We start from the raw sequence: 24,813 nt of genomic DNA on the forward strand, positions 1-24,813 counted from the left end.
ACAATCGCGCACCGCGGCAGGCAAGCTTGCCATGCTTCTTCATCAGCCCTCCGTGCCCGCCGATCAACGCATCACGTTTTACCGGATGCCAGGAGCGCTTCCGTGACCGCCAGCAGTTCGGCGATGCTCGCCGGCTTGGTCAGGTGTGCCTCGAAGCCATGACTGGCCGCTTTCACCTTGTCCGCTTTTTGTCCATAGCCGCTGAGAGCGATCAGACGTCCTTTCCATTCCTTGTTCTGCGACCGGATCGACTGCGCCAGCTCAAAGCCGTCCATATCGGGAAGTCCGATATCCAGGATGGCGATATCCGGGTTGAATTCATCGACCAGACGCAATCCCTGCGCGGCGCTGTGACCGATGCATACATCATGTCCGGCGATGCGCAGCGCCTCGGCGATCGTGGTGGCGGCGTCGACATTGTCGTCAATAATGGCGATGCGTCCGAGATGTTCGCTCTCGGGCGGCTCGCTGTCGTCGACGCGTGTGGAAGGCTGCGCGCATGTCGGGAGCAGGATTTCGAAGGTGCTGCCTTTGCCCGACCCGCCACTTGCGGCGGATACGGTGCCGCCGTGGCGCTCAACGATATGCCGGACGATCGCCAGGCCGAGGCCCAATCCTCCCGATGCGCGGGCGAGTTGTTGGGGACCCTGAAAGAACGGCTCGAAAATCCGCGCCAGCGCTTCCTTCGAAATCCCGGTGCCGTGGTCGGAAACGGCGATACGCACCGTGGAGCCTTCGGTCGTGGCGGTAAGCAAAATATTCCCTGATGGATCGAACCGCAATGCATTGGTCAATAGATTAGTGATTGCCTGGACCAGGCGGGACATGTCGCCGCGCAGCCATACCGGGCTTTCCGGCAGCCGGACATTGATGTCCTTCGCCGACGGCAGCGAAGCCACTGCTTCCATTGCCTGTTCGATCACCGCTGCAAGCGATACTTCCTCGTTCTGCATCTCGAGACGGCCCTGGGTGATTCTCGACACGTCGAGCAAATCGTCCACCAGCCTCTTCATGTGCGCAACCTGCCGGCTCATGATCTGGCGTTCGCGGCTCATGGCCGTATCGCCCCTCAGCTCCATCAGATGAAGTATGGTGACCATCGGCGCAAGCGGATTCCTCAACTCGTGTCCCAGGATCGCCAGGAACTGGTCCTTTGCCTGGCTGGCTTCCTCCGCCCGCGCAAGCGCTTCCTTCAAGGACGCGAGCAATCGCTCGCGCTCCGTTTCCACGTCCGCTCGCTCGAGGGAAGCATTCCTTAAAGCGTTTGCCAGTGCGTCGATTTCCGGATAAGGGCTTTGCGCGATATCGACCGGTTTTCCCTGCTCGAAAAGAACTGCCTGCTTCCGTACCGTCTCCAGGGAATCCAGAATCTTCCTGGACATCCGGATTGCGAGTAGGGTACACAGGGCGAGCGACACCAGAATGCCGAAGGCGTAGACGGCGAGCGTCCGGTACGTAGCCGTCCTCAGTTCGGCTGTCGGTATGCCGACGGCGACGCTCCAGTTGTAGTCGACCAGCTTTGAATAGCCGGTAAGCGATTCATCGCCTTCCAGCGTCTTCGACATGCCCGTACCTTCCAAAGCATTCTCCGCCATGAGTGCCGCAAGGGACGGGGTTGCCTTGGTGGCAACCGTCTTTTCATGATCCTTGGAGCGCGCGACGCGGTTCCCTTCCTGGTCGAAAACCGAGATGGCCCAGCTCCTCGGGACGTTTTGTCGCTGGACGATTTCCAGCAGCCGGTCGGGCTTTATGGCCGCTGTAAGAATGTAGGTAAGCCGTCCGTCGACGATGACGGGCACTCTCACCGGAAATGCATAACCGGGCACTTGTCCCATGGCGATCGGTCCGACGGCTGGCGCATTGGTTTGAATGACCTGCTGCAGGCTCTTCGGGTCGATGACCCGGCCGCCTGGCTCACCAAAAGGAAGAACCGTTTTAAATATGACCTCGCCGCCCGCATCGGTGAGGATGACTCCGCTCCAGCTTTCTTTTGCCTTTACCGCTTTTTGCGCTATGTCGTAGAACTGCCTGGTATCGTGTTCATTGAGCGCCGTCGTATAGGAAAGCGTGCGAAGGGAACTGACGGTCGAATCGAGTTCCGCATTCACTGCTGACGCCAGCGCGCGGGATAAATCCAGAGCGGACCGCTTCATTTCCCGTTCCTGCTGGCTGATCGTCGTGCCGATACCCCATGTTCCGACGATAGCCAGCGGAATCAGGCCGATGGCGGCCAGCTTGAAGAGTGATTTGCGTAGGCTTTGCGTGCGCTCGGGCATGTTGAATTAATCATGGTGATGCGTCGATCTGTTTGACGCCCATGTCAGGAAGACAGTTGCGCCCAATCATGAATAAAAAGATTTTACTCCAGCAGCGGCGTCCGAACCTTGAATGCGTGCTACCTGGCCAGCTCGCTTGATGGCGCGCTGAAACGTCTGCTCGTACATATGATGACGACGCACGATGCCGGAGCGCGGATCGGTCGACTCGTGGTCCGAAGGGAAAAGTTAGAACCATCCCCATTGCGTCGCCGCCTTCAAATACTTGCGGTCAAGGGCATCGGCCGACATCACACCGGGACGGGATCCGGCCCGGTCTGCATCGTAAAACAGCCGAGCCGGGTAATCTGCTCCCTGAGCGGCGCAACCAGTGCAAGCGGCAGCATCGTCACGCGATCTTTACGACCCTTAGCTTCACGAATCATGATTTCGCGCCGACCGAGATCGACATTCTTGATCCGCAACGTCATGCGTTCCATCATTCGCATGCCGGTGCCGTACAGCAGTCTGAACATCAGGGCATGAACGCCTTTCATCTCCTCCAGCACCGCAGCCACTTCCCACTCGGTCAGGACGGTCGGCAGGCGCGCTGGCCGGTTGGGGCGGTAAATATCCTGCAGCCAGGGGAAATCGGTTTGAAGAACCTGCTTGTACAGGAACAGCAGCGCACACAGGGCCTGCTTATGGGTGGAAACGCTCACGTTCCGTTCATTGGTCAGATGCGATAAAAAAGCCGCGACCTCCGTTGCTCCCATATCCATGGGATGCCGAAGGCCATGGTAATGGATATACCATCGGATCCAATAGACATAGGCTTCTTCCGTCCGTAAGCTATAGTGCTTGTCGAGAATGCAACGTTTGACTTGATCAAGGAGCTTCGAAGGCTTTGCGGCAGCGAGCAGATGCGCCGTGTCGCTGGCATGTATGGAAGGTGTCTGCATTCCGTGGTTATTTAGTAGTGTATGAAAAACAGCCTGTTGACGAAATGCAGTTCTGATAACGCTTCTGCGCGATTTAATATTTCAGGTTAGGCGGACAAGTCGCCAGGTTAGACAGAAATTTTTTTACCCTAAGTGAAGTTTTGCGTCATGACTACATCGTTGAAGTTTGATCCGTCGTCTGGCGGTCTCATGACAAATGCTGGAGAGCCGGTTTTTGATCCGCGTGACAGGCGCAGAACACTTCCGAAAAGTGTTAATGGCTCTTGTCCTGTAACACCTCTATTCAAAGGTGAAGAAGATGGTGGTATGAGCGTTTCAGTCAAATTATGGAACATGCAAGACCGTCCTGTGCTTCAAATTTATGCGGCACACGAAAAGTTTGGGACCGGTTTGGACGACTGGTCGGAGGAAAAGGAAAAGCAAGGGGTAAGTTGGTTAGTTGCCTATCTCATGGCGTGCGGTGCTCCGGTTGGAACACATGCCTGGGGTGAAGTGTCTGCGACCTATGATCCAAAGAGCGCAAGTGGCGCGGCACGGGTTAGCTATGTCACATAACCCAACAATTGACACGGTCGCGGAGCGCCGGTCATCTCCGCGTTAGGCTTTCCGATGGTCCGAACTGCGATTGTCTTACACGGTAAGACAAGTGCCGGAAAAAGTAGCCTCGCAAGAGCGCTTCAAGATGGCTCGGATGTGCCCGTCTTCCACGTCTCGCTTGATGCATTTGTGGAGATGTCCCGCAGACGAGACATGAGGACAGAGGACGAGTTAAACCAGGCGTTGTCGATCTATCATCACAACTTGGCATCAACCTTAACCCGAATAAACGAAAGTCATTTCAATATTGTGCTCGACCTGGTACTACGTGACGAATCTGCGATCTCAGCTTGTCTGGATGCATCGTCGGGACGACCTACGTTTGTGATCGGTGTCTTTTGCCCGCTTGAGGTACTCGAAGAAAGGGAACGGAATCGATCCGATCGGGGCAACGGTATGGCTCGGTCGCAGTTTGGGCATCCCGCTTATGACCGGGAATATTCAATGAAGATTGACACTTCAAAAGTTACCCCGGAAGAAGGTGCGAGGATGATTTGGGACTTTGTTCGTACACAGATTGCGCCTAACACAGCGGTGAACACCGACTCGCTTACCGCGAGCCGGTTACCTTAGCGGTAGACCGCAGCTATAGCGAGGCAAGCGAGATTCGATATGCCGATAGACAAAGAAAAATGCAAGGCCTACTGGACTGCGTTCGTTAGTTCGCTTCCTGACGGCGACCCAAGAACTCATGCCCAGCCCAATGCCTTTGGCTTCGGCGGCGAAGGCGAAATCGCAGATAAACTGGCAGCGCTCGTGCTGGCAGGTAAGAAGCGAGCAACAGCCAGCCTGCCAGTGGAGTACACGTCCATTGGCGAAGCGATTCCCAAGTCCGGAGACCTAAGCATCATCCTTGACGGCAGCGGAAACCCGGTCGCCATCATCGAACGCACCTCAGTAGAGGTCGTGCCGTTCCAGGATGTCACCGCTGAGTTCGCGGCCATAGAAGGCGAAGGCGACGGTAGTCTCAAGTACTGGCGAGAAGCGCATACCTGGTACTTTGGTCAAGTTTGCGAGAGACTGGGTGGCAAGCTGGACGCTTCAACTCCTGTCCTGTGTCAGTGCTTTAAGGTGGTTTGGCCTCACACAGCCAGTGATGTGGCTGCGGCCTAACCCTTCCATCAAGAGGACATCGCCCGGCAAGTTGGGCGCCGCCTTTTATGTCAAACGTTAGCTTCAAAGGAAAACATATGTGGGTTGGGCTAGTCTCTGAAAAGCAGCACGAGTCGCTAGTAGAGCTTCTGTGCGAGGTACATGCCTATTACAACAACGGCTCTGTCATATCTCAAGATATGGTCCGTGAACATCTCTTTGAAAACTTGCTAAGCGAAAAATCTCCCCATCACTTGATCGTTGCAACAAATGACGACGGAAAGGTAGTCGGGTTGGCAGCAATTACGCTGGTTTATTCGCTCGTAGACTTTGCAGTCGACCAGCGTAAGCACTGTCAGCTGAAAGAACTATTTGTATCGTCTTCAGCGAGAAGCCAGGGTGTAGGAAAATCGCTTATGTCGTGGATGGCAAGATTCGCTTATGACAAGGGTTGTAGGCGTATCGACTGGCCCGTTAGAACATGGAATGAAAGAGGAATTTCTTTCTACGAGCGTCTCGGTGCTAAAAGAGTTGAAGATCGGATTAGCTACAGATTGTCTGACCCATGCGTGAGTGAGCTTGCTTTTGAAGCTAACCCTTCATTCGACGCAGGTGACCAAGGTCGCCGGTCAACGTAGGCGTTGAGGCTGTAGAATAAGAATCTGTTCAGACTGAAGCACCTGCCTTCAGCCGGGTTATTGTGAAGCAAGACCCCTCAACCGTTGAGGAGGCAACAATGGCCCGCTACAAATCGGTGGATTACCACCAGACTTGCATCATCCCCGTTTCGTTTGCCGCACAAGTCTTTCCTGGCACCTTCGAACACACGCTCGCCGAGCTCATTGATCACGAACTCGACCTGTCCATCTTCGACTCGCGTTACCACAACGATGGTCGCGGCGCACCGGCCTGGCACCTTGGCGTGCTGCTCAAGATCATCCTGTACGCGTATGCCAGAGGCATGACTTCCAGCCGCGAGATAGAACGTGCTTGCCGGGAGAACATCACCTTCATGGCGCTGTCGGGCAACAGCCGTCCCCATTTCACGACCATTGCTGGTTTCATCAGCACCATGCACGAGCAGATCATGCCGCTGTTTCTTGAAGTGCTGCTGGTGTGTGATGACATGGGGCTCATTGGTAAAGATATGTTTGCCATTGATGGCTGCAAGGTGCCGGCCAATGTCTCGCGGGAATGGAGCGACACCAGGGAAGAACTGGCCGCCAAGGTACGCAAGATGGAGCGGGCAGTCCGCAACATGCTCGCCACCCATCAGCATGCCGACAGTACCAACAAGACTCATAGCAATAGAAAGAGACAGGAACAGTGCGTGCAGGCGCTGCGCCGCAAGATCAACAAGATCAAGCGTTTTTTGATGGACCATGACGACAAGCCCGGCAAGGGTAGTGGCGGGCCACGCAAAAGCAACGTGGTGGACAACGACTCGGTCAAGATGAAGACGGCGCACGGCACGTTGCAGGGCTATGACGGGGTGGCGACCGTCGATGCGAAGCATCAAGTGGTGGTGCATGCGCAAGCCTTTGGGGTGCCGCAGGAGCATGACCTATTGATGCCGATGGTGGAAGCCACCAGAGAGAATTTTATCGCCATAGACCGTCATGCCAACATCTTCCAACGTACTGCCCTGGCAGCCGATAGCGGCTTTCATACCGAAGCCAATTCCACTGCGTTGTTCGCCCAGCGCATCCAGGCATATGTGGCCGACAAGCTGTTTCGCAAAAGGGATGAACGCTTCAGCGGTGTGGCCAAATACAAGCAACGGCACCGGTCCGAACTCAGGCAGAGCCGCCATGGCATCTATCGTCCAGCAGATTTCGCTTATGACCCAGACTGGCAGACCTGCGTTTGCCCGGCTGGTAAAGCTTTGTACCGCAACGGGCATAGCTGCCATATCAAGGGAAGTGAGTATGTGAAGTTCAGCGGGCCGGAAAATGCACTGCGTGCCATTTGCATTAATAGAGAAATGCCTGAGGCATCCGCAGCGAACAGCCGTACGGCAAGTCGTGTTTCTAAAGGCGAAAGCGACTGCACCCGCATGCCGCTACACCGCGCTTATGAAGGAGCGTATCGACAGTGACGAAGGCAAGCAACAGTACGGGCGGCGATTGGCGGTTGTGGAACCGGTGTTTGGTAATATAACCAGCAACCTGGGATTACGACGGTTCAGCCTGCGCGGCGAAATAAAGGTCAATATTCAGTGGAAGCTGTACTGCATGGTGCATAACCTGCTGAAGATCCACCGCTATGGCATTACGTAGGGGACGTGTCGTCAGAATGGAGAAGAACAAGGCATGGCAATGAAGCAGCATACCGTCATGCAGCACCATCGGGTGCTGTACGCGCCACGATTTAATCTGCACCCTCGTTAGAACTATGGATCTCCTTGTTGCTAGCTACCTTGTTGCTCCGCTGATTCATGGATCAGTTGCGGTGATAGTGCTAGGTACTCTTGGACTATTTTTTCTCTTCACGGTGGTCCCCCTTGCATACGCCTGTGCTGTTTTCCCTGGTATTCCGTTGCTGGTTCTAATGGTACGCAAGGGATGGCTCACAGCAATGAATTTTGTCTTGTTTGGGGTTGCATGCGGTCTGCACGCCGCGCTGTTTGGAATTGCGGCGGTCGGTACAGGGCCACTTGCTATCGTCGTTGGGTTGGTTGCAATCTCAGGTGGTATAGCGAGTGCCTTGGTGATTTGGGCAGTGGGTGTCAGGGGAAACACTGCTCTAACTCGGTATTCAATTCGGGCGTATGAATGCGCCGATTAACGAAGCGTTGAGCGTCACCAACACCGTTCTACCTTTAACACTCAGGCCTCTATGACTGAAGCAGAACTTTCAGCAAAGCAGGAACAACTCGCTGCAGATAGAACAAAGCTTGAGCGCGAAAAGCTCGAGTTTGAGCAGAAGAAGTTGCAGCGCCTAACCATATCGATATCCGCTGTAGCCGTTGTAGTTTCACTGCTGCAGGTTGGAGTGGCTTTCCTTCAAAGTCGCCTTGCTACCGCACAGACCGTAGAGAAGTTCATTCCACATCTGCAGAAGCAAGAAACCAGAGACGCGGCTCTGCTAACCATGGCAGCATTTACTGATCAGAACTTCGTGACACAACTCGGCTGAGAAGTTGAAGGCCACTAGCGTCCTCGAAACTCTCCAAAACAAGGGCAACGAACAGGAGAAGACCCAAGCGTCCGAAGCGCTCACAGCGCTAGACAAAAAAGAAAAGACCTCATAGAGAACATCTTCAACTCCGAGAAGCAAAAGAGAATTGAAGCAACCACAGAACTTGTTCGGCAATGGTCTAGCGATCCAAAGGTTGTTCCTGAGGTAATCGAAGCTGCTAGCACCCGACTAGCGAACCAAAGCGGCGTCATAAACGCCCTTGTTGTCCTACGCAAGGCTTCTCCAGAGACCCTGCGAGCCAACTCAACCGAGCTCTCCGAACTTTTGGAGAAGGCCAGGCCGAACGGGAAGCAAACTGCTGCTCTGGTCAATGAAGTACTTGAAAAGAGGGCTCGAAAGCAATGACGCCCAACCCTTCCATCGAGAGGACGTCACAAAGGCTACGCCGATGTCAAATGTTAAATTTCATGAAACAGAGTTCGCTGCTTGCGTTCAAGTCCGATAGGCTCGCCACGGCTCCCGGCGAGGATGAAGGCAACTAATCCGGGCATCTTTGGAAAGACTTTGGCCCAATGGCTTTCCTTCGTACATTGCGCAAGTAGCCTCGGCGTTGAGAAAGCTATTGCTGAAGACGTCGGCTCGTATGTGGCAATTGAATCGAAACCACACGTATCGACCTTGTCTGTGTGAGCATCGCCGACCACGAGAGCTCTAACTAGCTCGTGTAGCGATGAAAATTGTAGGAATGACACCAGTTATTTGCTCGATCCCGGGCCATAAAATTAGAAGCCGGCTGATAAAAATCTATGCTTAAAGAAAAAGCGATCCACAATCTTTTACGAATATTGCTCCTCTGTTCCTTTTACATTCCTTCAATTTCCGGAGCAACAACATCTGCTCGCTCATCAGAGGCGCCAGGATGTGTCAGAGCTGCCGGCGCGGTACTGGGGGAAAGGAGTGAATTTGGCTATACCCATTTGACATGCAGGGATCATGAATTGATTACCTTCGAAAAATTCATTGGGCCTATTAAAATAAGGAATATCCAAGTGATTGACGAATTACGTTTGCCCAAACCAAGGCGTGGATATGAACTGATTCCCCATCTGTTTTGCTCCTCATCTGCCTACAAAAGCGATCCAATAATTGCTTTAGGTAGATGGAAAAAGGTAATAGATGGGTATGAAGTAAAGAACATACAGCAAGCCTGGCGGTTTAATTTGAGAATGGGACAGATCGACAAGATTCCACCGCATACAGTCGACTGCAGTTCGGACGACCCATAAACCGACCTATGATCTAGATGTGTACATCACAAATTCTCTGCTTGGCCTGTTCCTCGAATTGCATCCAATAGTCGAGAAACCGGAACTCACGCTAGAGCGCTTTCGGTCTGACCGTACCGTCGATGCCGGGCGCTTTACCAGCGGCACTGCGTTGTGCGGGACCGCCGAGGCTTCCTTGCCATGGCCCGCCATGTCGCGTCACCCCCCCCTTGCAGGGCGCGCATCCGCTTGCAAGCGGATGCCGTTTCGCGGGCGGCAGCATGCTGCCTGATTGCCCGCTCCACCCTTGTTCCGCAGGCAAACCACCTCGGCCTCGCCTAGCACAGTCAGACCGAAAGCGCTCTAATGTCATTCAAGCGCGAATACAATCCAAACAGGGTTGATGTAATTTATGGGATTCAAGAATGGAATCCCGCATCCTCGGGTGGTGTTTCCCTAACCCCGTATTCTCGTGGTTGAAGCATGTATAAGAATCAGATGAAGCTGAACTTACTTTCCACGGCGGTATGCGGGTTAATGGTCTTGCCATTGGCAGCATGTTCCATTATTGGGCACAACATTGAGAAGAATATTGGCGTGACCGCGACGAAACCTGAAGGAGCCGGTCGTCCTAGTCTGCCTGCGGATCGAGCTCATCCAAATGTGTTGACGGCCATAGGGGCAGAAATTGACAAAAACGTCGCGAAAGAGGTGTTTAAAGCATTGACTACCGGAAGACAGGCCAAAGACATGGCTATGCGGGACCTGGCAAGATGCCTTGAGGATGAAGTTCAGGTTTGTTCTATAACCACCGGATGTAGCTGCAGGATAAAACGACCTGTAGCAGGACAGTAACGTTCCAGGCTCATTTCAATTTTTGATTCGACATTGGCACGTAATCGTACCGGTCAGTTCGCGGTTCGATGCTCGTAAAACCACATCCCTACATCAAGATAATGTCGTACTGCTCCTGGTGATACAGCGTCTCCACCTGCAGCGAAATCGGCTTGCCGATGAAGTCGCCCAACATCGCCAGATGCGGCGACTCCTCTTCCAGGAACATATCAATCACCACCTGCGATGCGAGGATGCGGAATTCGCGGGGATTGAATTGCTTCGCTTCGCGCAGCAGCTCACGCAGGATTTCATAGCACACCGTGCGTGCCGTCTTCACCTGTCCCTTGCCGCCGCAGGCAGGGCAGGTTTCGCACAGGATATGCGCCAGTGACTCGCGCGTGCGCTTGCGCGTCATTTCCACCAGGCCGAGCGCCGAGAATCCGGAGACCGATACCTTGGTGCGGTCGCGCGACAGCGCCTTGTTCAGTTCGGCCAGCACGGCGTTGCGGTGCTCCACGCTTTCCATGTCGATGAAGTCGAGGATGATGATGCCGCCAAGGTTGCGCAGCCGCAGCTGGCGCGCGATCGCATGCGCCGCTTCGAGATTGGTCTTGAAGATGGTGTCGTCGAAATTGCGGCCGGTGACGTAGCTGCCGGTGTTGACGTCGATGGTGGTCATCGCTTCGGTCTGATCGACGATCAGGTAGCCGCCGGACTTCAGGTCCACGCGCCGGCCGAGCGCGCGCTGGATTTCCTCCTCTACGCCATACAGGTCGAACAGCGGCCGCTCACCGGTGTAGTGCACCAGCTTGGACAGCACCGACGGCGTGTAGGTGGTGCCGAATTCACGCAGCTTGACGAAGTTCTCGCGGGAGTCGACCTGGATGGTGGAGGTGTCGTCGTTGACGAAGTCGCGCAGCACGCGTTGCGCGAGACTGAGATCCTGGTACAGCAGCGAAGGGGCGGGCTTGGTCTTGGCCTGCTGCGTGATCGCGGCCCATGTCTTGCGCAGGTAGTCGATGTCCATCTGCAGGTCGGCGTCCGACGCTTCCTCAGCCATCGTGCGGATGATGAACCCGCCGCGTTCGTCGGGCGGCACGAGGCGTTTCACTTTTTCCTTCAGCATGTCGCGCTCGGCTTCGTTCTCGATGCGCTGCGAGATGCCGATGTGGGAATCCTGCGGCAGGTAGACCAGCATCCGGCCGGCGATGGAGATCTGCGTCGACAGCCGCGCGCCCTTGGTGCCGATTGGGTCCTTGATGACCTGCACCATGATCGATTGGCCGTCATACAGCAGTTTCTCGATCGGCGTCGGGGCCGTCGACGACGAGGAGGGCGTGTCATGCGGGCGCGCTTCCCAGATGTCGGCCACATGCAGGAACGCTGCCCGCTCCAGGCCGATATCGATGAATGCGGACTGCATGCCGGGCAGCACCCGGGCCACCTTGCCCAGGCAGATATTGCCGGCCATGCCTCGCGAGAGCGTGCGCTCGACATGCAGTTCCTGCACCGCGCCTTGCAGGATCAGCGCGACGCGGGTTTCCTGCGGTGTGATGTTGATGAGGATGTCTTCGGTCATAGGATCGTGATGCCTGCCTGATGAAGCAACTGCGCGGTTTCGTGCAACGGCAGGCCCATGATGCCGGAATGGCTGCCGCTGATATGCTGGATGAAGACCGCGGCCATGCCTTGGATGCCGTAGCCGCCCGCCTTGTCGTAGGGTTCCGATGTGGCGCAATATGCCTTGATCATCGCGTCGGTCAATACGGCGAAGGTCACGTCCGAGATCTGCAGCGCCTCGTAGGTGGTTTCGTCGCGCCGCACCGCCACGCTGGTCAGCACCTGGTGGGTACGTCCGGACAAGGCCCTGAGCATTTCGGCGGCTTCGGTGGAGTCCGCCGGCTTGCCGAGGATGCGGCCGTCGATCGTCACGGTGGTGTCGGCCGCCAGCACGGTGCGCACCGGCAGTCGCCGCCAGAGCATGGTCCGGCAGGCGTACTCGGCTTTTTCACGGGTGACGCGGGTCACGTAGTCTTCGGCCTTCTCGCCGGGATGGACTTCTTCGCTTACTTCCGGACCGCGCGGCGACTGGTCTCGCAGCAGCAGCAGTTCGAAGTCGACCCCGATTTGCCGCAACAGCTCGCGCCGCCGGGGGCTCTTGGACGCCAGGTAAATCTTGTTATCAGCCGGTTTCATCGATGTCTACACTCGGTGGTAGGGGTGATTTTGCGTGATCGACCACGCACGGTACAGTTGTTCAGCCAGGATCACCCTCACCATGGCATGCGGCAGCGTCAGGCTGGAAATGCGCACCAGCATATCCGCCGATGCCTTGAATCCGGCATCCAGGCCATCCGCGCCGCCGATGACGAATGTAACATCCCGGCCGTCCTGTTGCCACTGGGTCAGCATTTGGGCCAGTTGAGCGGTCGCAATATCCTTGCCGCGCTCGTCCAGCGCAATGATGCGGGCACCCTTGGGGATGGCTGCCTCGATCCGGGCACGCTCCTGCGCCATGACGGTTTCCGCCGTTCTGCTCCCCGAGCGATCGACCGGCTTGATTTCCTTGAGCAGGATGCGGCATTCGGGCGGCATGCGCTTGGCATATTCATTGAACCCGTCTTCGATCCAGGCGGGCATCTTGTGGCCTACTGCGGCGATGATGAGTTGCATGGGGTACTTAATCCGGCAGGGCGGACCGACGCGCCGCGCGGGGTGCACGGAGTCGCAGTACGGTTCCCGGCCATGACCCCGCCACGGGCCATCGCCGGCATATGCAGGGCAGTCCCTGCGACGCACTTTCCTTCGCGTTGTTCTGCACGCACATCACTCCCGCTGCAACGAATACGCTATTCGGCAGCCTTTTTCCTTGCCGGTGCGCGCTTGGCCGGTGCTTTTGCAGGTGTTTTTGCGGGGGCTTTTTTCGGTGCGACAGCGCTTTTCGGGGTGGCCACCTTGACCCGGCCGCCGGTCGGCACCTTGGCGGCTGTCTTGGCAGCAGTCTTGGCGGGTGTCTTGCGGGCGGGCTTCTTCGGTTCGTCGTCGTCCACCGTGGTCTGGCTGGCGGCGATGTGGCGGGATACTTTTCTTGCCGGTGCTTCCCCGCCGTCTTCGGAGGCGGTACGCTTGGAGATGCGCTTGGCGGCGCCGAGCTTGATTTCCTTTTCGCCCCAGATCTCTTCGAGGCGGTAGTAGTCGCGGATCGCCGGCTGCATGATGTGAACCACCATGTCCCCCAGATCGACCAGCACCCACTCGCCGGTGTCTTCGCCTTCGATGCTGACGATGGTGCCGCCGTTTTCCTTTACCTTGTCGCGCACCGATGCTGCCAATGCCTTGGTCTGGCGGTTCGAGGTGCCGGAGGCGATCGCCATGCGGTCGAACAGGCTGGTCAGATGCATGGTGTCGAATGCGCGGATGTCGTGGCCTTTGACGTCTTCCAGTGCGTCGATTACCAGGGTTTGCAGTTTTTTGATATCCATTAGGTTCTATAGAGGTGATGTTGTTTTATATAGTCTAGCACCCCAGGCGGAATCAGCGAGACGGGCTGATCGCCGCTTTGCAGCGCAGTGCGAATTTGAGTGGAGGAAACATTGACCGCGAGATTCGCGGCGAAATACATCAGGCCATGCGGCGTGGCGCGGATTTGGTCCGGTGTTGCCGTACGCCGTGCGACTTCATGCGCCACTTCAGGCGCGAGGTCCATGGTTTCAAGGCCGAATCCGGGCCGGGATGCCGCGCATATATGCGTGTAACCGAACAGTTCCCGCCATGCGTGCCAAGTGTGCAGGCGCTGCAACTGGTCGGCCCCTACCAGCATCATGACGGAAGCGTCGGGACCGACCTCGGCGCGTACCGCGCGCAGCGTATCGACGGTGTAGCTCGGTCCTTGCCGCAGCAGTTCCTGCGTATCGATGCTGACTGGCATGCGCATGCCTTCGAATGCCAGACGGACCATTGCCACCCGGTGCTCGGCGCTGGTGCGCAAGGGCTGCTTTTGCCATGGATTGCCGGCGGGTATGATCCGCAGTTCGTCCGGGAACAGCAGTTTGGCAAAGTAATTCGCCAGCGCGACATGGCCGTTGTGGACCGGGTCGAAGCTTCCGCCCAGCAGGGCGATGCAGCGCCGGTTCATGCGCTCATACCCAGTTCCTGTGGATCAGGAAATCGGTGTACAGCTTCGCTTCCGGGCTGTTTTCCTCGGGGGACCAGTTGTAACGCCATTTCACGATTGGCGGCATCGACATCAGGATCGATTCGGTGCGCCCGCCCGATTGCAGGCCAAACAGCGTGCCGCGGTCGAAGACGAGATTGAATTCGACATAGCGGCCGCGCCGGTACGCCTGAAAATCCCGTTCCCGTTCGCCGTAGGGCGTGTCCTTGCGGCGTTGCAGGATGGGCCGGTAGGCATCGAGGAAGCCGTTGCCGACGCTTTGCATCATCCCGAAGCTGCTGTCGAAGCCCAGGGCATGAAAGTCGTCGAAGAAAATGCCGCCCACGCCGCGCGGTTCCTTCCTGTGCTTCAGGTAGAAATAGTCATCGCACCATTTCTTGAAGCGAGGATACAGGTCGCCGCGAAACGGGGCCAACGCGTCCTTGCAGGTCTGGTGAAAATGCTTCGCATCCTCCTCGAAGCCGTAGTAGGGCGTCAGGTCCATGCCGCCGCCGAACCACCAGACCGGGTCCTTGCCTTCCTCCGTCGCATTGAAGAAGCGCACATTCATGTGCACGGTGGGTACATACGGGTTGCGAGGATGAAATACCAGCGACACGCCCATCGCTTCCCATTTGCGGCCCGCAATTTCCGGACGGTTGGCGGCAGCGGACGGCGGCAGACTGATGCCGCTGACATGGGAGAAACCGACGCCGGCGCGTTCGAAGACATTGCCTTCCTCAAGCAGGCGCGAGATGCCGCCGCCGGCGATCGGGCCTTCGCCTTCGGGACGGTGCCATTCGTCTCTGATGAATGATTTACCGTCGATTTCCTCCATTGCGCTGATGATGCGGGATTGGAGATCGAGGAGGTAGGTTTTGACTTGGGTGGTATTTATGATCACGGGATTATGGGCAATGTTTTTGTTGCCGCTTGTAGAAACTTACCAATTCTTGAGGCTTGCCAATTTGTAGAGGCTTTTCATTCCCGTGACGGCGGGAATCCAGAGCGACGGAGTGTCTTTGGTAATGCAACGTGTGCGACTCTCTGGCGAGGCTGGCCGGGACCGGCCCCTGCGGGGTACCCGGAAAAGAGGGTGCCAAAGCGGGAAGCGAAACAAACTCGCCTGCGGCTCAGACAGGTTTTGCTTCTTTAGCCGCTTTGACACCCTCTTTTCCGGCACCGTCCAGGCGGAACCCCAACTGCCCTAGCGCTATTTGCGAAGGATAAAAATTTGCTTCTTGGATGCTTCAACTTGGCTGGATTTAAAAGGGGTAGACGTTCTTAAGCCATTCACCCCGGCCGCTTCAACGCCCGCCAGCCAATATCCCGCCGATACTGCATCCCATCGAAACGAATCCTGTCCACCGTGTCATAAGCATGCTTCTGCGCGATCCGCACGCTGTCTCCAAGACCAACCACGCACATCACGCGGCCTCCCGAGGTGACGAGGTGTCCATCCTTCAGCTCAGTGCCGGCATGAAAGGTCACGCAATCCGGCGTTTCTTCCGGGATGGCGGAGATCGCATCGCCCTTGCGGGGTGCGTCCGGATAACCGGCTGCAGCCAGCACGACGCCGAGCGCGGTGCGCCGGTCCCATTCCAGTTCGACCGCATCGAGCGTGCCGTTGACCGCGTGTTCCATCACGGTGACCAGGTCTGTTTTGAGGCGCGCCATGATCGGCTGCGTTTCCGGGTCGCCCATCCGGCAGTTGAATTCCAGCGTCCTCGGGTTGCCGCGCGCGTCGATCATCAGGCCGGCATACAGGAAGCCGGTGAAGGGAATGCCGTCCTTCATCATGCCCAGCACGGTCGGATTGATGATTTCGCGCATCACCCGCGCATGTAGCGACGGTGTGACGATCGGGGCCGGCGAGTAGGCGCCCATGCCGCCGGTGTTCGGTCCTTCGTCGTTGTCCTTTAGCCGCTTGTGGTCCTGGCTGGTCGCCAGCGGCAGCACGTTCTTGCCATCCACCATCACGATGAAGCTGGCCTCCTCGCCGTTGAGGAATTCCTCGATCACCACACGCGCGCCGGCATCGCCGAGTTTGTTATCCGACAGCATCATGTCCACTGCCGAACGCGCTTCGTCGATGGTCAGCGCCACCACCACACCCTTGCCGGCGGCGAGGCCGTCGGCCTTGATCACGATCGGCGCGCCTTTCAGGTTGATGTAACGGTGCGCCGCCTGCACGTCGGAGAAGGTCTGGTAATCGGCGGTCGGGATGCGGTGGCGCTTCATGAACGCCTTGGCAAAGTCCTTCGAGCTTTCCAGTTGCGCCGCTTCCTTCGTCGGACCGAAGATCTTCAGTCCCTGATCACGGAAGATGTTGACGATACCGGCTGCCAGCGGCACTTCCGGACCGACAACCGTCAGTCCGATGTTTTCCTTGATCGCGAATTGCGCCAGCCACGCCGGATCGGTGATCGGCACGTTTTTCAGGCGCGAATCGGCCGCCGTGCCGCCGTTGCCCGGAGCGACATACACCATCTGGATCCGTTCGGATTGCGCAAGCTTCCAAGCCAGGGCATGTTCGCGGCCACCTGAACCGACTACGAGAATTTTCATGGGATAACGATCTGTATGGGTCGTGCAGGCGAGCGCGCCTGCGCGACGTTAGGTAATTCGGTAGGACAGGCAATCACGGCAAACATTACTGCTCGATGATGGCATTGGTATAGACCTCCTGCACGTCGTCGAGATTCTCCAGCGCGTCGAGAAGTTTTTGCATCTTGACCGCGTCGTCGCCGGTAAACTCGGTTTCGGTGGACGGTTTCATCAGGATTTCCGCCACTTCCGCCTTGAAGCCGGCCTTTTCGAGCGCGTCCTTGACCGCCGAAAAATCATGTGGCGGAGTGATGACCTCGATGCCGCCTTCGTCGTCCGTCACCACGTCTTCCGCGCCGGCTTCGAGTGCCGCTTCCATCAGCGCATCTTCATCCGTGCCGGGCGAGAACAGCAACTGCCCGCAATGCTTGAACAGGAAGGCAACCGATCCTTCGGTGCCCATGTTGCCGCCGTACTTGGAAAACGCATGCCGGACCTCGGCCACGGTGCGCACCCGGTTATCGGTCATGCAATCGACGATGATCGCCGCGCCGTTGATGCCGTAGCCTTCGTAGCGGATTTCCTCGTAGTTGGCGCCGTCCAGGCCGCCGGTGCCGCGCTGGATGGCGCGGGCGACGTTGTCTTTCGGCATGTTGGCATCGGCCGCCTTGTCCACCGCGAGGCGCAGCCGGGGGTTGCTGGCGATATCGCCGCCGCCCAGGCGCGCGGCAACCGTGATTTCCTTGATGAGGCGTGTCCAGATCTTGCCGCGCTTGGCGTCGGTGGCAGCCTTTTTATGCTTGATATTGGCCCATTTGCTATGTCCAGCCATGAGAGCGATCTTTCGGATGTGGGGTATGCTAGATTTCGGCGGCGACGTCAGTGTGGAACTGACAAATTGGAATTTTGGCCATTTTGCATGGTCCGAAATAAAATAATTCACCGCTCGGATACAAGCCGGAAGTTTACCATACCGATACCCATATAAATCGCCCAGAAAGTACCCACACCCATGCCCAATCCACTACTGATCGCCAAGAACGAGGACAAGGAACTGGCCCTGCTGCCCAGCCTCGCCAACCGGCACGGCTGCATCACCGGCGCTACCGGCACCGGCAAGACCGTGACCCTGCAGGCTCTGGCGCAGGCCTTGTCGGACATCGGCGTGCCGGTATTCATGGCCGACGTCAAGGGGGATCTGTCCGGGATCGCGATGCCGGGAACGCCGAGCGGACGGATCAAGGAACGCCTGACCATGCTGAAGCTGGACGAGCCTGCCTGGGAAGGCTGTCCGGTGACGTTCTGGGACGTGTTCGGAGAGAAAGGCCATCCGGTACGGGCCACCATCTCCGATCTCGGCCCATTGCTGCTGGCGCGCATGCTGAATCTGAACGATACACAGCAAGGAGTATTGCAGCTCGTATTCAAGATCGCCGACGATAACGGCCTGCTGCTGCTCGACATCAAGGATCTGCGGGCGATGCTGCAGCATGTGGGCGAAAATGCGTCCGAATTCCAGACCGAATACGGCAACATCTCGGCTGCCAGCATCGGCGCCATCCAGCGCGGGCTGCTCGCGATCGGCGAGCAGGGCGGCGACCGCTTCTTCGGCGAACCAATGCTCAACATCGAGGATTTCATGCAAACCGACGCCAACGGCAAGGGCGTCGTCAATATCCTGGCGGCCGACAAGCTGCTGAACTCGCCGCGCCTGTACGCCATCTTCCTGCTGTGGATGCTGTCGGAACTGTTCGAGGATCTGCCCGAGGTCGGCGACGTGGACAAGCCGAAGCTGGTGTTCTTCTTCGACGAGGCACACCTGCTGTTCGATGAAGCGCCGAAACCGTTGCTGCAGAAGATCGAGCAGGTGGTGCGGCTGATCCGCTCGAAGGGCGTCGGCGTGTACTTCGTGACCCAGAATCCGCTCGACATCCCCGACACGGTCCTCGGCCAGCTCGGCAACCGGGTGCAGCATGCCTTGCGCGCCTTTACCCCGCGCGACCAGAAAGCGGTACAGGCGGCGGCGGAAACATTCCGGCCCAATCCTCAGCTCGATACCGCGCAAGCCATCACCGAACTGGCGGTCGGCGAAGCGCTGGTGTCCTTCCTGGATGAAAAGGGCCGGCCGCACATGGTGGAACGCGCCTTCATCATCCCGCCGGCTTCCCAGCTCGGGCCGATCAGCGACGAGCAGCGCAAGGAATGCCTGGCCAATTCGGTGGTGGCCGGTGTCTACGAGAACACGGTGGACCGGGAGTCCGCCCACGAAAAGCTCAAGGGCCGGGTGGTCAAGCAGGCCGCGCCGGACAAGGCCGCATCGAAATCCGCGCGTGCGCAGCAGGCGGAGCCTGCCGCCGAGGAGGGCACCTCGTCCGGCGGCGGAATGGGCGATATGTTCGGCAACGTCATGGGCGGCCTGTTCGGGTCCGGCGGCGGCGCGTCCCGGCGCAAGGACACGGTGGTCGAGGCGGTCGTCAAATCGGCGGCGCGCTCCATCGGATCGACGGTCGGACGCGAGATCATCCGCGGCGTGTTGGGTTCCATCATTAAAAAGCGGTAAACACCGCTTTTTCCCTGTTCCCGATATACCCAGCCGGGCCGCGAGCGGCGCAATGTGCGCAATTGCAGCCCGGCGTACAATCCGGGGATGACTTCCAGCGCAATCCAGCCTTCCGCCCGACAAGCATTTCTTACCGGTCTCGCCATCGCCATCGTCGGCGCCATTTTCTTTTCTGCAAAAGCGATCGTCGCCAAGCTGATCTATCGCTATCAGGTCGACGCCGTCACGCTGATCACTTTCCGCATGCTGTTCTCCCTGCCGTTTTTTGCCGTCGTCGCGGTCTGGAAAGCGCGCACCGCTGTGCCGCTGAGCAACAGCGATCGCGGCAGGATCGTCGTGCTCGGCCTGCTCGGCTATTACCTGTCGAGCTTCCTCGATTTCCTCGGGTTGCAATACATATCCGCCGGACTGGAACGGCTGATCCTGTTTCTCACGCCCTCGTTCGTCCTGCTTATTTCCTTTTTTTTCCTGAAGAAGAAAATTTCACTGGTGGAGTGGCTTGCGCTTGGCGCGGCTTATCTCGGCACCGTTCTTGTACTGATGCATGACGCCCAGGCCAGCGGCACCAATGTCGCCCTCGGCAGCGCCTTGGTGCTGGCAAGCGCAATTTCCTATGCGCTGTATCTGCTGATGTCCGGCGAACTGGTCGCACGGGTCGGTGCCTTACGGCTGGTGGCTTACGCGATGTGCGTCTCCAGCGTCGCATGCATCGTGCAATTCTTCCTCTTGCGGCTGCCGGCCGAACTGCTGCAGCCGATGCCGGTGTATGGCTTGTCCATGATCAACGCGGTGTTTTGCACCGTGCTGCCCGTTTTTCTGACCATGATCGCGGTGGAGCGTATCGGTCCGGCGACGACGTCGCAGGCCGGCATGGTCGGCCCGGTGTCGACCCTGTTCATGGGCGCAATGATTTTGGACGAACCGATCACCGCGATCCAGCTTGCGGGTACCACGCTGGTATTGAGCGGCATTTATTTGCTGTCGAAAAAGAAAACTTAGGAGAAGACATGGATTTCGGAATCAAGGGCAAGACGGCGCTGGTCTGCGGCGCAAGTAAAGGTCTGGGACGCGGCTGCGCCGAGGCGCTGGCGGCGGAAGGCGTGCAGGTGACGCTGGTGGCGCGGACCGCCGATGTGCTGGAAAACACGGCGGAAGAAATCCGCCGCGCCACCGGCGCGATCGTCCAGGCGGTGGCCTGCGACATCACCAAGCCGGAGGGCCGCGCGAAAGCGCTCGCAGCCTGTCCGCAGCCGGACATTCTCGTCAACAACGCGGGCGGCCCGCCGCCGGGCGATTTCCGCGATTGGACGCGCGACGACTGGATCGCCGCGCTCGACGCCAACATGCTGACGCCGATCGAGCTGATCAAGGCCACCGTCGACGGCATGATCGACCGCCGCTTCGGCCGCATCGTCAACATCACTTCCGGTGCAGTCAAGGCGCCGATCGATATCCTCGGTTTGTCCAACGGCGCCCGTTCCGGACTGACCGGCTTCGTCGCCGGCTTGGCACGCAAGACGGTGGCGCACAACGTGACGATCAACAACTTGCTGCCCGGCCAGTTCGACACCGACCGCCTGAAGAAAACGCTCGGCGCGTCGGCCAGCGCTTCCGGCAAGACGATTGAGCAGGTCTTCGAGGCGCGCCGCCAGCAGATCCCGGCGCAGCGTTTCGGCAATCCGGCGGAATTCGGCGCGGCGTGCGCATTCCTGTGCAGCGTGCATGCGGGATATATGACGGGCCAGAATATATTGCTGGATGGCGGGAATTATCCGGGGACTTTTTGAGGGGTAGGGGTTCAAAGAGGGAGCGGTTTGGTTCTGTAGTGCAGATGCAATTTGCGAGCAGGAATGACCTGTGATGTTGACTGACAACTAGCCTAATATTTTTGCAAGGCTCCTTCCCCCGTTCCAAGGGGGGCGTAGCGGGGAATTTGGACAGCATGCCGTCTGCCTGCGTAGGAGTGAAGGTTGAGCGCTGTTGCATACATTAATTTGCCCTCGCTAACCCCACCCTAACCATCCCCCTGCAAGGGGGAGGGGACCTGACAGATGGGCGCGAAAGCGGGCAAGATTTTCTAACTACTTCCTCCAGCGCTTTTTTTGTTGTGAATCCACGCTCTCACCCAAGATCATCGTTTCCAAACCCAATCCCCCGACAGACTTCTTGACCACCCGCACCATGAACAAAAAACGCATCGCCCTCATCGCCCACGACAAGAAAAAAGACGACATGGTCGACCTCGCGTCCGAGTTCGCCGATCTGCTGCGCCAGTGCAATCTGCTCGCCACCGGCACCACCGGCAAGCGCCTGGCCCAGGAGGTCGGCCTGAACGTCGAGCGCAAGTTGTCCGGGCCCTTCGGCGGCGATTTGCAGATCGGCGCCGAGCTGGCCGAGGGCAAGATCGACTGCGTCATCTTCCTGCGCGATCCGATGACGCCGCAGCCGCATGAACCCGATATCAACGCGCTGGTGCGCGCCTGCGACGTGCATGACATTCCCTGTGCCACCAACGTGGCTACCGCACGCCTAGTGTTGCAGCAACTGGTGCCGCATCATGCGGCGCACGGACATTCCCATAAATAACGACCCAGGCAAGGAGAAATCAACATGGCAAAAGCAATCAGAATGACGGCAACCGGCGGTCCGGAAGTATTGGAATACGTGGATGTGGAAGTCGGCGAGCCGGGGCCCGGCGAGGCACGCGTGCGGCAGGCGGCCATCGGGCTGAACTACATCGACGTGTATTTCCGCACCGGCGCCTATCCGCAGACGCTGCCCGCGGGCCTCGGCATGGAAGGCGCCGGCGTGGTGGAGGCGGTGGGGGAGGGCGTGACGCATGTGAAGCCGGGTGACCGCGTCGCCTATGCCGGACGCCCGCCCGGCGCCTACGCCGAATTGCGCAACATGCCGGCGTCCGTGCTGGTCAAGCTGCCGGACGCGATCGACTTCGACACCGCCGCGGCGATGATGTTGCAGGGCCTGACGGTGCAGTACCTGTTCCGCCGCACCTTCCCGCTTCAAGGTGGCAAGACCATCCTGTTCCATGCCGCCGCCGGCGGCGTCGGGCTGATCGCCTGCCAATGGGCGAAGGCGCTGGGCGTCACCATGATCGGTACCGTCGGGTCGGATGAAAAGGCCGAACTCGCGAAAGCCCACGGCTGCACGCACACGATCAACTACAACAAGGAAGACTTCGTCGAGCGGGTGAAGGAAATCACCGGCGGCAAGGGCGTGCCGGTCGTCTACGATTCGATCGGCAAGGATACCTTCACGGGTTCGCTTGATTGCCTGTCGCCGCTCGGGATGATGGTCAGCTTCGGCGCCGCATCGGGACCGGTGCCGCCATTCAGCCTGAATGAACTCGCATCGCGCGGCTCGCTGTTCATCACGCGTCCCAGCGTGTTCAACTACACCGCCAAGCGCGAAGACCTCGACAGCATGGCGGCCGACCTGTTCCACATGGTCGAAAGCCGGAAAATCGTGATCGGCATCAATCAGCGTTATGCGCTGAAGGATGCCGGACAGGCGCATCGCGACCTCGAATCCCGCAAAACCACCGGTTCCACCATCCTGATCCCCTGAGCGCCATGAAAGATCCCCTCGACAATCCCATGGATCATCCCGCCGAGCAGCAGCCGACCGGCGTGGACGGTCCGCCCAGGTTCGGGCGTCTGCTGCTCGTCCTGCTCGCGGCGGTGGCCTTGATCGTGGCATTGACGTTTGCGGCTGAACGCTTCTACTCGTGATCGGGATTGTCGATCTGTCAATCCACTGTGATCCTGATCAGACAAGTGGCATATTTCGCATAGGCAAAGGGTAAAAGGCTAGGTTTTATTGCTTGAACGCAATAAAATCTCCGTTACCTTCCCCTATTGCACACCATGGCAGAGCCTCTCACCCGCCCGCTCGAGCAAGTTCTTTCGCCATCCGGCAGGGCGGCGCTATTCAACAAGCTGGCCGCGGTCGCCGCCGCGGAATCGACGCGCCAGCTCGAGGCATTCGCCGCCCGGCTGTGCGACGCGCTCGCCGCACAAGCCGATGAGGGCGGGCAATCCGCTGATACGGACATGGCCCGGAACGCGCTGCAGCACCTGCGCCGCGGCATGACGACCTTCCACCGGCTGACAGCGGCCTGCCTGAGCGACGCCCTGCTGCAGGAAATCCGCACCATCGAGCAGCCGGTCAAACCGCAGCCGGCATCCGAGGCGATGGACTTGTCGCTGGTCACCTTCGAGGCCATGGAGCAGAAGGTTCTCCTCGACAACCTCGGCCAGGCACTCGAAGACAGCAATGCCGACTCCCTGCATGCGCTGAACCTGCGCATCGCTCATCTGCTGCAGCGCGACGAAATCGCCACCGGGCAGAATCCGTTCCGTCCCGGCGTCTTCCTCAAGGCGGTGTCCGACGCATGGAGCCGCTTCGATCTCGCCGGCGCCCAGCAAGTCGTCCTGCGGCAGCTCCGGCCGGAGGTATTCCTGGCGCTGGAGCCGATTCTGCAGGCACTCAACGACACGCTGGTCGGCCAGGGAGTGCTGCCGAAACTGGCCGGCGCATACCGGCTGAAAAAGTCCGCAAAAAGCCGGCGCCATCTGCCGCTGTACCAGAAGCTGAATCAATGGCTGTCGCCCGGCGGCCAGGATGCCGGCGGCAGCTCCGTCAGTCCGGCCCTGTCGGGATACCTGGACGCGATCCAGCAGGAAGCGCCGGAGCCGCCGAAGGGCAAGGCGGGCGTCATCGATGCATCGCTGTTGCGCCATCTCGGGAAAAATGCGCCGCGCGGCGCGCTCACGCAGGCCGACCGCAACGCGATCGAACTGCTGGCCAGGATGTTCGATTTCGTCTTCCGTGAGCAGCACATCCCGACCGATATAAAGCGGCTGCTGGTGCGCCTCCAGGTGCCGGTATTGAAGGCGGCCCTCGCCGATCAGGAATTCTTTTTCGTCGACAGCCATCCGGCGCGGCGGCTGGTGGAAACCGTGGCCAGCGCGAGCGTCGCCTGCGATCCGGCCAAGGGGCGGGATGACCCGCTGTACCAGATGATCGAGCAGGTGGTCGAGCGGGTGCAGCAGGAATACGACCAGCAGATCGAATTGTTCGATACCGCCGCCGCCGATCTCGAATCGTTCCTGGCGCGCGAAGCGCTGGTGGACGACGATGCCTTATCGCGGGCCATCGCCGACGCAGCCCGCCAGGAAAACATCCAGCGCGCAAAGGAGCTGGCCGACAACGATGTGGCGATGCGCATCGAATCCGGCGAAGTGGCCGGGTTCGTCGAAACGTTTCTCGAAACCCAGTGGGTGCGCATCCTTGGCCTCGCGCATAGCGTGCGGGACAGCAAGCCGGAAGTGCTGCAAAGCGCGCAGAAGACGATGGACGATCTCATCTGGAGCGTCAAGCCCAA

General features: G+C 58.5%; 26 protein-coding genes. 16 read left to right on the forward strand and 10 right to left on the reverse strand.

The window, feature by feature from the left end; genetic code table 11:
* Positions 1-71: 71 nt before the first annotated feature.
* On the reverse strand, positions 72-2,276 hold the full coding sequence (locus tag VGU61_RS05675; RefSeq protein WP_326858131.1) for a hybrid sensor histidine kinase/response regulator: 2,205 nt from the start codon (positions 2,274-2,276) through the stop codon (positions 72-74).
* A 290-nt stretch (positions 2,277-2,566) separates the two neighbouring features.
* Positions 2,567-3,217, reverse strand: coding sequence for a phage integrase N-terminal SAM-like domain-containing protein (locus VGU61_RS05680; RefSeq protein ID WP_326858132.1), 651 nt, complete (start codon positions 3,215-3,217; stop codon positions 2,567-2,569).
* 147 nt (positions 3,218-3,364) lie between these two features.
* Between VGU61_RS05680 and VGU61_RS05685 the strand changes: the two genes are divergently transcribed.
* From VGU61_RS05685 to VGU61_RS05720, 9 genes are all read left to right on the forward strand, one after another.
* The gene (locus tag VGU61_RS05685) at positions 3,365-3,772 is read left to right on the forward strand and encodes a hypothetical protein (RefSeq protein ID WP_326858133.1); all 408 of its coding nucleotides are present in this window, start codon (positions 3,365-3,367) and stop codon (positions 3,770-3,772) included.
* Between the two features lie 54 nt (positions 3,773-3,826).
* Positions 3,827-4,387: a chloramphenicol phosphotransferase CPT family protein gene (locus tag VGU61_RS22615; RefSeq protein WP_414691600.1), complete on the forward strand. Its 561-nt coding sequence runs from the start codon at positions 3,827-3,829 to the stop codon at positions 4,385-4,387.
* 39 nt (positions 4,388-4,426) lie between these two features.
* A complete protein-coding gene (locus VGU61_RS05690) occupies positions 4,427-4,927 on the forward strand; it encodes an ASCH domain-containing protein (RefSeq protein ID WP_326858134.1) in 501 nt (166 codons plus the stop codon).
* A gap of 47 nt (positions 4,928-4,974) precedes the next feature.
* Entirely contained in the window at positions 4,975-5,544 is a 570-nt protein-coding gene (locus tag VGU61_RS05695; RefSeq protein WP_326858135.1) for a GNAT family N-acetyltransferase, read from the forward strand.
* A gap of 98 nt (positions 5,545-5,642) precedes the next feature.
* Positions 5,643-7,004 carry a transposase gene (locus VGU61_RS05700; protein ID WP_326858136.1) on the forward strand — a complete coding sequence of 454 codons (1,362 nt, stop codon included), beginning with the start codon at positions 5,643-5,645 and terminating at the stop codon, positions 7,002-7,004.
* Positions 6,931-7,185, forward strand: coding sequence for a transposase (locus tag VGU61_RS05705; protein WP_414691601.1), 255 nt, complete (start codon positions 6,931-6,933; stop codon positions 7,183-7,185). Before VGU61_RS05700 ends, VGU61_RS05705 begins: the two co-directional genes overlap by 74 nt.
* Positions 7,186-7,744: 559 nt before the next feature.
* Positions 7,745-8,044, forward strand: coding sequence for a hypothetical protein (locus VGU61_RS05710; RefSeq protein ID WP_326858137.1), 300 nt, complete (start codon positions 7,745-7,747; stop codon positions 8,042-8,044).
* Positions 8,045-8,853: 809 nt separating this feature from the next.
* Positions 8,854-9,333 carry a hypothetical protein gene (locus VGU61_RS05715; protein ID WP_326858138.1) on the forward strand — a complete coding sequence of 160 codons (480 nt, stop codon included), beginning with the start codon at positions 8,854-8,856 and terminating at the stop codon, positions 9,331-9,333.
* Between the two features lie 477 nt (positions 9,334-9,810).
* Positions 9,811-10,167 carry a hypothetical protein gene (locus VGU61_RS05720; protein WP_326858139.1) on the forward strand — a complete coding sequence of 119 codons (357 nt, stop codon included), beginning with the start codon at positions 9,811-9,813 and terminating at the stop codon, positions 10,165-10,167.
* 88 nt (positions 10,168-10,255) lie between these two features.
* Here the strand turns inward: VGU61_RS05720 and rng are convergent, their stop codons facing one another.
* The 8 genes from rng to VGU61_RS05760 all read right to left on the reverse strand — a co-directional run bounded on the left by rng (position 10,256) and on the right by VGU61_RS05760 (position 17,681).
* The gene (rng, locus tag VGU61_RS05725; RefSeq protein ID WP_326858140.1) at positions 10,256-11,728 is read right to left on the reverse strand and encodes a ribonuclease G; all 1,473 of its coding nucleotides are present in this window, start codon (positions 11,726-11,728) and stop codon (positions 10,256-10,258) included.
* Positions 11,725-12,345: a Maf family protein gene (locus VGU61_RS05730; RefSeq protein WP_326858141.1), complete on the reverse strand. Its 621-nt coding sequence runs from the start codon at positions 12,343-12,345 to the stop codon at positions 11,725-11,727. Before VGU61_RS05730 ends, rng begins: the two co-directional genes overlap by 4 nt.
* A 6-nt stretch (positions 12,346-12,351) precedes the next feature.
* Positions 12,352-12,822 (reverse strand): 23S rRNA (pseudouridine(1915)-N(3))-methyltransferase RlmH, encoded by a 471-nt coding sequence (gene rlmH / locus VGU61_RS05735; protein WP_326858142.1) that lies wholly within the window; start codon positions 12,820-12,822, stop codon positions 12,352-12,354.
* A 176-nt stretch (positions 12,823-12,998) separates the two neighbouring features.
* On the reverse strand, positions 12,999-13,631 hold the full coding sequence (gene rsfS / locus VGU61_RS05740) for a ribosome silencing factor (RefSeq protein ID WP_326858143.1): 633 nt from the start codon (positions 13,629-13,631) through the stop codon (positions 12,999-13,001).
* Positions 13,631-14,284 carry a nicotinate-nucleotide adenylyltransferase gene (locus VGU61_RS05745; protein ID WP_326858144.1) on the reverse strand — a complete coding sequence of 218 codons (654 nt, stop codon included), beginning with the start codon at positions 14,282-14,284 and terminating at the stop codon, positions 13,631-13,633. Before VGU61_RS05745 ends, rsfS begins: the two co-directional genes overlap by 1 nt.
* Before the next feature lie 4 nt (positions 14,285-14,288).
* Positions 14,289-15,206: an oxygen-dependent coproporphyrinogen oxidase gene (gene hemF, locus VGU61_RS05750; RefSeq protein ID WP_326858145.1), complete on the reverse strand. Its 918-nt coding sequence runs from the start codon at positions 15,204-15,206 to the stop codon at positions 14,289-14,291.
* Between the two features lie 389 nt (positions 15,207-15,595).
* Entirely contained in the window at positions 15,596-16,870 is a 1,275-nt protein-coding gene (gene purD / locus VGU61_RS05755) for a phosphoribosylamine--glycine ligase (RefSeq protein ID WP_326858146.1), read from the reverse strand.
* Between the two features lie 85 nt (positions 16,871-16,955).
* Positions 16,956-17,681, reverse strand: coding sequence for a YebC/PmpR family DNA-binding transcriptional regulator (locus tag VGU61_RS05760; protein ID WP_326858147.1), 726 nt, complete (start codon positions 17,679-17,681; stop codon positions 16,956-16,958).
* Between the two features lie 180 nt (positions 17,682-17,861).
* Between VGU61_RS05760 and VGU61_RS05765 the strand changes: the two genes are divergently transcribed.
* The 7 genes from VGU61_RS05765 to VGU61_RS05795 form a co-directional block, all read left to right on the forward strand.
* Positions 17,862-19,409 carry a DUF853 domain-containing protein gene (locus tag VGU61_RS05765; protein WP_326858148.1) on the forward strand — a complete coding sequence of 516 codons (1,548 nt, stop codon included), beginning with the start codon at positions 17,862-17,864 and terminating at the stop codon, positions 19,407-19,409.
* Positions 19,410-19,496: 87 nt separating this feature from the next.
* Entirely contained in the window at positions 19,497-20,408 is a 912-nt protein-coding gene (locus VGU61_RS05770) for a DMT family transporter (protein WP_326858149.1), read from the forward strand.
* Between the two features lie 8 nt (positions 20,409-20,416).
* On the forward strand, positions 20,417-21,196 hold the full coding sequence (locus VGU61_RS05775; RefSeq protein WP_326858150.1) for an SDR family oxidoreductase: 780 nt from the start codon (positions 20,417-20,419) through the stop codon (positions 21,194-21,196).
* Positions 21,197-21,590: 394 nt separating this feature from the next.
* The gene (locus VGU61_RS05780) at positions 21,591-21,995 is read left to right on the forward strand and encodes a methylglyoxal synthase (protein WP_326858156.1); all 405 of its coding nucleotides are present in this window, start codon (positions 21,591-21,593) and stop codon (positions 21,993-21,995) included.
* Between the two features lie 24 nt (positions 21,996-22,019).
* Entirely contained in the window at positions 22,020-22,994 is a 975-nt protein-coding gene (locus tag VGU61_RS05785) for a quinone oxidoreductase (RefSeq protein WP_326858151.1), read from the forward strand.
* A 5-nt stretch (positions 22,995-22,999) separates the two neighbouring features.
* Positions 23,000-23,158, forward strand: a complete 159-nt coding sequence (locus VGU61_RS05790) for a hypothetical protein (RefSeq protein ID WP_326858152.1) — start codon at positions 23,000-23,002, stop codon at positions 23,156-23,158.
* Between the two features lie 135 nt (positions 23,159-23,293).
* On the forward strand, positions 23,294-24,813 hold a 1,520-nt coding region (locus VGU61_RS05795; RefSeq protein ID WP_326858153.1), incomplete at its 3' end, for a DUF1631 family protein.

It is taken from the genome of Noviherbaspirillum sp. (genome assembly GCF_035944575.1).
Taxonomy (GTDB): domain Bacteria; phylum Pseudomonadota; class Gammaproteobacteria; order Burkholderiales; family Burkholderiaceae_D; genus Noviherbaspirillum.